The sequence below is a fragment of the Agrococcus sp. DT81.2 genome (genome assembly GCF_049844935.1).
Classification (GTDB): domain Bacteria; phylum Actinomycetota; class Actinomycetes; order Actinomycetales; family Microbacteriaceae; genus Agrococcus.
Genome location: NZ_JBNCLZ010000001.1, coordinates 616,610 through 624,265 on the forward strand (window position 1 = coordinate 616,610; position 7,656 = coordinate 624,265).

6 protein-coding genes are annotated in these 7,656 nt (G+C 70.8%); 1 reads left to right on the forward strand and 5 read right to left on the reverse strand.

The features are described 5' to 3' along the window. The 5 genes from dxs to dut form a co-directional block, all read right to left on the reverse strand. On the reverse strand, positions 1-1,968 hold the full coding sequence (gene dxs, locus ACLQ21_RS02980; RefSeq protein WP_425661282.1) for a 1-deoxy-D-xylulose-5-phosphate synthase: 1,968 nt from the start codon (positions 1,966-1,968) through the stop codon (positions 1-3). A 74-nt stretch (positions 1,969-2,042) separates the two neighbouring features. Then, entirely contained in the window at positions 2,043-4,859 is a 2,817-nt protein-coding gene (acnA, locus tag ACLQ21_RS02985) for an aconitate hydratase AcnA (RefSeq protein ID WP_425661284.1), read from the reverse strand. A 106-nt stretch (positions 4,860-4,965) separates the two neighbouring features. Next, entirely contained in the window at positions 4,966-5,721 is a 756-nt protein-coding gene (locus ACLQ21_RS02990) for a DUF3159 domain-containing protein (protein WP_425661286.1), read from the reverse strand. Next, positions 5,721-6,320: a DUF3710 domain-containing protein gene (locus ACLQ21_RS02995; RefSeq protein WP_425661288.1), complete on the reverse strand. Its 600-nt coding sequence runs from the start codon at positions 6,318-6,320 to the stop codon at positions 5,721-5,723. The genes ACLQ21_RS02990 and ACLQ21_RS02995 overlap by 1 nt, the downstream gene beginning before the upstream one ends. Beyond that, entirely contained in the window at positions 6,317-6,769 is a 453-nt protein-coding gene (gene dut, locus ACLQ21_RS03000; RefSeq protein WP_425661290.1) for a dUTP diphosphatase, read from the reverse strand. The genes ACLQ21_RS02995 and dut overlap by 4 nt, the downstream gene beginning before the upstream one ends. 82 nt (positions 6,770-6,851) lie before the next feature. Between dut and ACLQ21_RS03005 the strand changes: the two genes are divergently transcribed. Beyond that, positions 6,852-7,322 (forward strand): DUF3093 domain-containing protein, encoded by a 471-nt coding sequence (locus ACLQ21_RS03005; protein ID WP_425661292.1) that lies wholly within the window; start codon positions 6,852-6,854, stop codon positions 7,320-7,322. Positions 7,323-7,656 lie beyond the last annotated feature (334 nt).

Sequence of the window (7,656 nt, forward strand, 5' to 3'; positions counted from 1 at the left end):
CTAGTCGCGTGCGCGGGAGGCGGCGTCGTCCGGGTTCGGCTCGAGCCGCAGCTCCTGCTCTCCCGGCAGCGGCCGTGCGATCGGCACGCGGCCCGTCCCCAGCACCTGCTGCACGATGTTGCGGGCGATCGTCTGCGCCGAGAGCCCCGCGTCCTCGAGGATCTCGCCGCGCTCGGCGTGGTCGATGAACGCATCCGGCAGGCCCAGCTCGTCGACGGCCGTGTCGACGCCGGCAGCGCGCAGCTCCTGCCGCACGCGCGTGCCGATGCCGCCGACGCGGACGCCGTCCTCGAGCGTGATGACGATGCGGTGCTCGCGCGAGAGCTCGACGATCGAGCGGGCGACCGGCACGACCCACCGCGGATCGACCACGGTCACGCCGATGCCCTGGGCCTGGACGCGCTGGGCGACGTCCATCGCGAGGTGCGCGAACGGGCCGATCGCGATGAGCAGCACGTCGCGGTGCGGGGCCTCGAGCAGCACGTCGACGCCGTCGTCGGTGCGGCGGACCGCGTCGAGCTGGTTCGGCACGGAGCCCTTGGGGTAGCGGATGACCGTGGGCGCGTCGTCGACCGCCACCGCCTCGCGCAGCGCCTCCTCGAGCCGTGCGGCGTCGCGCGGCGCGGCCAGGCGGATGCCCGGCACGAACTGCAGCAGCGCGAGGTCCCACATGCCGTGGTGGCTCGGCCCGTCGGGGCCCGTGACCCCTGCACGGTCGAGCACGAACGTCACGCCGGCCTTGTGGAGCGCCACGTCCATGAGCACTTGGTCGAAGGCGCGGTTGATGAAGGTCGCGTAGATCGCCACCACGGGGTGCAGGCCGCCGAACGCGAGCCCGGCGGCGGTGGTGACGGCGTGCTGCTCGGCGATGCCGACGTCGAGCACGCGGGATGCGTCGAGCGCAGCGAGGCGGTCGAGCCCCGTCGGGCGCAGCATCGCGGCGGTGATGCCGACGATCCGTTCGTCCTTCCGGGCGATCGAGACGAGCTCGTCGGCGAACACGGAGGTCCAGGACGGCCTGCCGGCGCTCGCGATCGCCTCGCCGGTCTCGGGGTCGATCTGGCCGACCGCGTGGAACTGGTCGGCCTCGTCGTTGATCGCCGGGTCGAAGCCCTGGCCCTTCTGCGTGATGACGTGCACGATGACGGGCGCGCCGAAGTCGCGCGCCTGCTGCATCGCCTCCTCGAGCGCCTCCTGGTCGTGCCCGTCGATCGGGCCCAGGTACTTGATGTCGAGGTTGGAGTAGAGCACCTCGTTGTTGACGAAGCGGGTGAGGAAGCCGTGCGTCGCACCGCGGACGCCGCGGTAGATCGCGCGGCCGGGGTGGCCGAAGCGCGAGAAGAGCTGCTCGGAGGTGCTGCGGAGGCTCGTGTACGAGCGCTGCGTGCGCACGCCGTTCAGGAAGCGGGCCATGCCGCCGATCGTCGGCGCGTACGAGCGGCCGTTGTCGTTCACGACGATGACGAGCCTGCGCCGGTTGTCGTCGGAGATGTTGTTGAGCGCCTCCCACGTCATGCCGCCGGTGAGCGCGCCGTCGCCGACGACGGCGACGACGGTGCGGTCGTGCTGGCCGGTGATGTCGAAGGCGCGGCTGATGCCGTCGGCCCACGACAGCGACGAGGAGGCGTGGCTCGACTCGACGATGTCGTGCTCGCTCTCGGAGCGCTGCGGGTAGCCCGCGAGGCCGCCCCGCTGCCGGAGCCGGGTGAAGTCCTGCCGGCCGGTGAGCAGCTTGTGCACGTACGACTGGTGCCCCGTGTCGAAGACGAAGGCGTCTCGCGGCGAGTCGAACACCCGGTGCATCGCCATCGTCAGCTCGACCACGCCGAGGTTCGGGCCCAGGTGCCCGCCGGTGCGCGAGACCTCTCGGATGAGGAATGCGCGGATCTCCGCGGCCAGCTCAGCCAGCTGCTCGCGGGAGAGTCCGTCGAGGTCGCGCGGACCCGTGATCTGCTCGAGGATCGCCATAGGTCCCCCATCGTAGTCGCGGCAACCCAGAAGGCCCCCAGCATCGCCGGGGGCCTTCTGTCATCGCTGATCGCTCAGACGAGCGAGCGCAGCACGTACTGCAGGATGCCGCCGTTGCGGTAGTAGTCCGCCTCTCCAGGCGTGTCGATGCGGACGACCGCGTCGAACTCGACCGGCTGCTTGCCCTCGGGGCTGTGCGCCGTGGGGCTCGCGACGACGTGCACCGTCTTCGGCGTCACGCCCTCGTTGAGCTGCGTGAGCCCCGTGATCGAGATCTCCTCGGTGCCGTCGAGGCCGAGGGTCTCCCAGGTCTCGCCGGCGGGGAACTGCAGCGGCACGACGCCCATGCCGATGAGGTTCGAGCGGTGGATGCGCTCGAACGACTCGGTGATGACGGCCTTGACGCCGAGCAGGTTCGTGCCCTTCGCCGCCCAGTCGCGGCTCGAGCCGGAGCCGTACTCCTTGCCGCCGAGCACGACCAGCGGGATGCCCTGCTCCTGGTAGTGCTGCGACGCGTCGTAGATGAAGGCCTGCTCGCCCTCGGTCGTCGTGAAGTCGCGGGTGTAGCCGCCCTCCACGCCGTCGAGCAGCAGGTTCTTCAGGCGGATGTTCGCGAACGTGCCGCGGATCATCACCTCGTGGTTGCCGCGGCGCGAGCCGTAGGAGTTGAAGTCCTTGCGGTCGACGCCGTGCTCGGTGAGGTACTTGCCCGCCGGGCTGTCGGCCTTGATGCTGCCGGCCGGCGAGATGTGGTCGGTCGTGACCGAGTCGCCGAGCTTCGCGAGGACGCGCGCGCCCTGGATGTCCTCGACCGGCGTGAGCTCCATCGTCATGCCGTCGAAGTACGGGGGCTTCCGCACGTAGGTCGACTGCTCGTTCCACTCGAAGACGTCGCCGTCGGGCGTCGGCAGGCTGCGCCACCGCTCGTCGCCGTCGAAGACCGCCGCGTACTGCCGCGTGAACATCTCGGTGTCGATCGATGAGTCGATCGTCGACTGCACCTCCTCGGCCGAGGGCCAGATGTCGGCGAGGAAGACATCCTGGCCGTCCTTGTCCTTGCCGAGCGGCTGCGTCTCGAAGTCGAAGTCCATCGTGCCGGCGAGCGAGTACGCGATGACGAGCGGCGGCGACGCGAGGTAGTTCATCTTCACGTCGGGGTTGATGCGACCCTCGAAGTTGCGGTTGCCCGAGAGCACCGCGGTGACCGCGAGGTCGTGCTCGTTGATCGCGGCCGAGACCTCGTCGATGAGCGGACCGGAGTTGCCGATGCACGTCGTGCAGCCGTAGCCGACCGTGTAGAAGCCGAGCTCGTCGAGGTCCTTCGTCAGCCCTGACTTGTCGTAGTAGTCGGTGACGACCTTCGATCCCGGCGCGAGCGTGGTCTTGACCCACGGCTTCGCCTTCAGCCCCTTCTCGATCGCCTTCCGCGCGAGCAGGCCGGCGGCGAGCATGACCGAGGGGTTCGAGGTGTTCGTGCACGAGGTGATCGCCGCGATCGTGACGGCGCCGTTGTCGAGCGTGTAGGTCTCGCCCTCGGGCGTCGAGACGGACACCGGCTTCGAGAACTCCGCCGGGCCTCCGCGGTTGATGTGCACCTCGCGCGTGTCGTCCTCCTCCTCGCCGGGCACAGCACCCGGGTCGGACGCGGGGAACGAGTGCTTCGACTCGAGGTCGACGATGTCGTGGCTCGACGTCGGCGCCGCGTAGTTGGCGATGTCGAGCGCGAACTGCTCCTTGGCGCGGGTCAGCTCGATGCGGTCCTGCGGGCGCTTCGGTCCGGCGATCGAGGGCACGACGGTGCTGAGGTCGAGCTCCATGTACTCGGAGAAGACCGGCTCGACCGACGGATCGTGCCACAGGCCCTGGGCCTTCGCGTACTGCTCGACGAGCGCGATCTGCTGCTCCTCGCGGCCGGTGAAGCGCAGGTAGTCGAGCGTGACGTCGTCGATCGGGAAGATCGCGGCCGTCGAGCCGAACTCGGGGCTCATGTTGCCGATCGTGGCGCGGTTCGCGAGCGGGACGGCGCCGACACCGGTGCCGTAGAACTCGACGAACTTGCCGACCACGCCGTGCTTGCGGAGCATGTCGGTGATCGTGAGCACGACGTCGGTCGCGGTGACGCCCGTGGCGATCTCGCCCGTGAGCTTGAAGCCGACGACGCGCGGGATGAGCATCGAGACGGGCTGGCCGAGCATGGCCGCCTCCGCCTCGATGCCGCCGACGCCCCAACCCAGCACGCCGAGGCCGTTGACCATCGTCGTGTGCGAGTCGGTGCCGACCACGGTGTCGGGGTACGCGGTCAGCTCGCCGTCGAACGTGCGCGAGTAGGTAACCTTCGCGAGGTTCTCGATGTTGACCTGGTGCACGATGCCCGTGCCCGGCGGGACGACCTTGAAGTCGTCGAACGCCGTCTGGCCCCAGCGGAGGAACTGGTAGCGCTCGCCGTTGCGCTGGTACTCGATCTCGACGTTGCGCTCGAACGCGTCGGCGGTGCCGAAGAGGTCGGCGATGACCGAGTGGTCGATGACGAGCTCGGCCGGGGCGAGCGGGTTGATCTTCGTCGGGTCGCCGCCGAGCTCGGCGACGGCCTCGCGCATGGTGGCGAGGTCGACGATGCAGGGCACGCCGGTGAAGTCCTGCATCACGACGCGCGCGGGCGTGAACTGGATCTCGACGTTCGGCTGCGCGTTCGCGTCCCACGAGCCCAGCGCCTGGATCTGGGCGCTCGTGACGTTCTTGCCGTCCTCGGTGCGCAGTAGGTTCTCGAGCAGCACCTTGAGGCTGAAGGGCAGGCGCTCGTGGCCCTCCACCTTCTCGATCCGGTACACCGTGTAGTCGGTGCCGCCGACCGAGAGGGTGTCCTTGCTGCCGAAGCTGTTGGGATTCGCCATCGTGACTCCTTAGGGGTCTCACGGGATGCGCAGGCTGCGCCTCGAGTGTATGCCTCGAGCCGGCGTTCCGGTCGGCCAGAGGAAGATATCTTGACGTCAAGATACCTTAGCGCGCCTCGGCCTCCGCCGCATCCGCTGGCGTGTCCAGCACGGCGCGCACCATGAGCCAGGAGACCCACAGCGCAGCCAGGTAGAGCGGCACGCCCATCGCGAGCTTCGTGGCGGCGAGCAGCTCGACCGCACCGGGCGTGCCGGCGTCGGCGGCGAAGTACATGGGCACCTGGAACGCCAGGCGGGCGCCGATCACGGCGAGCCACAGCGCGGTCGCCCGCCAGGCGACGGCGCGCTTCGCACGCTCGGTGCGCCACGCGTAGGGGGTGCCGGTGAGCGCGCCGGCGATGACGCCGACGAGCGGTCGTCGCATCAGCATGCTGATGAGCAGCACCGTGATGACCACGGCGTTGACGGTGAAGCCCCAGAGGAAGTTGTCCTCCCCCTGCCCGGTCAGCAGCGCCACCGCGGCCGAGATGCCGACGCCGATGAGCCCGGCGAACGCGAGCACGGGCTGGCCCTTCTGCAGCACGCGCCATGCGACGAATCCGACCGAGACGACGAGCGGCACGAGCACGGCCAGCCACACATCCTTCGTGGTCGCGTAGAGCGCGAGGAAGAGGATGCCCGGCAGCAGCGACTCGACGAGGCCGCGCGCGCCGCCCATCGCCGCGAGCATCGCGTGGGGCGACGGCTTCGCGGAGGGGTCGAGGTGGCCGAGCGTCGATCCGCGGATGGCGGCGCCGACCTGGTCGGAGAAGGACGGCTCCTGCGCTGCCGGGTCGGTCGGCTGGTCGCGCTCGTCCGTCATCAGACGGTCTTCGGGGCGGTGAGCGGGATCAGCTCGCGCGGCGGCATCGGCTGCACGCCGCGGCACACCACCGTCGAGCGGAACAGCTCGATCGCCCTGGCAGCCTGCTCGTCGTCGAGCGCCGCCTTCCCGCCGATGAGGCCCTGCAGCATCCAGCGCGGCCCGTCGACGCCGATGATGCGCACGGCGCGCGGCGAGCCGTCCGGACCCGACGGCAGGTGAGCCCGCAGCTCGGGACCGAGCAGTCCCTCCGCGTCGTCGACCGTCGCGCCCTGGCGCTCGAGCTGCGCGCGCAGCACCTCGCGCACGGGCGCCCAGATGCCCTCGCTGCGCGGCGCCGCGAACGGCTGCAGCTGCACGGTCGATCCCTCGTGCTCGAGCGTGACGGCGACGATCCGCTTCGTCTTCTCCTCGACCTCGAGGCGCATCTGCATCCCGGGCCTCGGCACGATCCGGAGGCCGCCGAGGTCGACGTACGGGCGCACGGGCGCCTCGGCCTCGTCGAGCGGGCCGACCTCCGCCCTGTCGTCCGGCGCGCTCTTCTCGACGAGCGCCTCGTCGTCGTCGAGCTGGCCCTGGCCCTCGGTGGTGTCGGTCATCGTGCGATCCCCTCTTGGACGGCGCCGTGGCCGGTCGATCCGTGCCCGCGCTCTCCCCGATCCGATCCGGGCAGCCGCTCGACCTCGATGAAGCGCACGCGCTCGACGCGCTGCACGACGAGCTGCGCGATGCGGTCGCCCACCTCGATGCTGTGCGGCTCGCTGCCGGTGTTGAGCAGGTTGACCTTGATCTCGCCCCGGTAGCCCGCGTCCACGGTGCCGGGTGCGTTGACGATCGTGATGCCGTGCTTCGCGGCGAGGCCGCTGCGCGGGTGCACGAACGCGGCGAAGCCGTCCGGCAGCGCGATCGCGACGCCCGTGCCGACCAGCGCTCGCTGGCCCGGCTCGAGCGTCACCGCTTCGGCGGCGTGGACGTCGGCCCCGGCGTCGCCCGGGTGCGCGTAGGACGGCACCGGCGATCCGGTGACGAGGACTTCGACCTGCTCCATCGCAGTCGAGGCTAGCCGAGCCCCGGCCGGTCGGGAAACGCGGTGCCCGGCAGCGCTCCGGCGGGCACGGGATGATGGAGCCATGAACCCCGCTCCCTCGTACCGCGAGCGGCTCACGCCGCCGTGGTGGATGCTCCTGCTCCTGCTGCTGATCGTGCCCGCTTCGCTGCTGGTGTTCCTGCCGGTGAACATCGGCGTCGGCGCTGCGGTCGCGATCGGGCTCTACGCCGCCATCGTCGCCGCCCTGTGGCTGGGCGCACCGGTCGTGGAGGTGCAGGACGGCGTCCTGCGCGCCGGCAGGGCTCGGATCGACGCGGTGCACCTCGGCGCGGCGGATGCGCTGGAGGGCGCGGATGCGACTGCGGCGATGCGGGCGGGATGGGATCCGACCGACCATCACGTCATCTCGCCATGGACGAAGTCGCTCGTCCGCGTCGCCGTCGAGGACCAAACGGATCCGACGGGCGCCTGGGTGATCAGCTCCCGCCGGCCGCAGCGGCTGGCAGCGGCGATCCAGGACGCCCGATCGGCGCCGCGCCCCTCCGCTGATTGAGCCGCTCCGCGCCGGTCCCCTCCGTTGGTTGAGCCGCTCCGCGCCGAAGGCGCAGAGCGCGTCGAAACCGGTCGCGGAGCGGGATGGTTTCGACACGGTCAGGGCGCTGCGCGCCCGGACCGGCTCAACCAGCGGGAGGGCGCAGGGCGCTGCGCGTCCGGACCAGCGGGAGCAGTCGGAGCCGGCGCCGCAGACCGCCCCTCCGTTGGTTGAGCCGCTCCGCGCCGAAGGCGCAGAGCGTGTCGAAACCGGTCGGCGGAGCGGGATGGTTTCGACACGGTCAGGGCGCTGCGCGCCCGGACCGGCTCAACCAGCGGGAGGGCGCAGGGCGCTG

What these genes read in the sequence shown, in the direction of transcription:
- ACLQ21_RS02995 (WP_425661288.1), bottom strand. Translation starts at nt 6,320, where the DNA reads ATGACCGACACCACCGAGGGCCAGGGCCAGCTCGACGACGACGAGGCG.
- ACLQ21_RS03005 (WP_425661292.1), top strand. Translation starts at nt 6,852, where the DNA reads ATGAACCCCGCTCCCTCGTACCGCGAGCGGCTCACGCCGCCGTGGTGG.
- dxs (WP_425661282.1), bottom strand. Translation starts at nt 1,968, where the DNA reads ATGGCGATCCTCGAGCAGATCACGGGTCCGCGCGACCTCGACGGACTC.
- ACLQ21_RS02990 (WP_425661286.1), bottom strand. Translation starts at nt 5,721, where the DNA reads ATGACGGACGAGCGCGACCAGCCGACCGACCCGGCAGCGCAGGAGCCG.
- dut (WP_425661290.1), bottom strand. Translation starts at nt 6,769, where the DNA reads ATGGAGCAGGTCGAAGTCCTCGTCACCGGATCGCCGGTGCCGTCCTAC.
- acnA (WP_425661284.1), bottom strand. Translation starts at nt 4,859, where the DNA reads ATGGCGAATCCCAACAGCTTCGGCAGCAAGGACACCCTCTCGGTCGGC.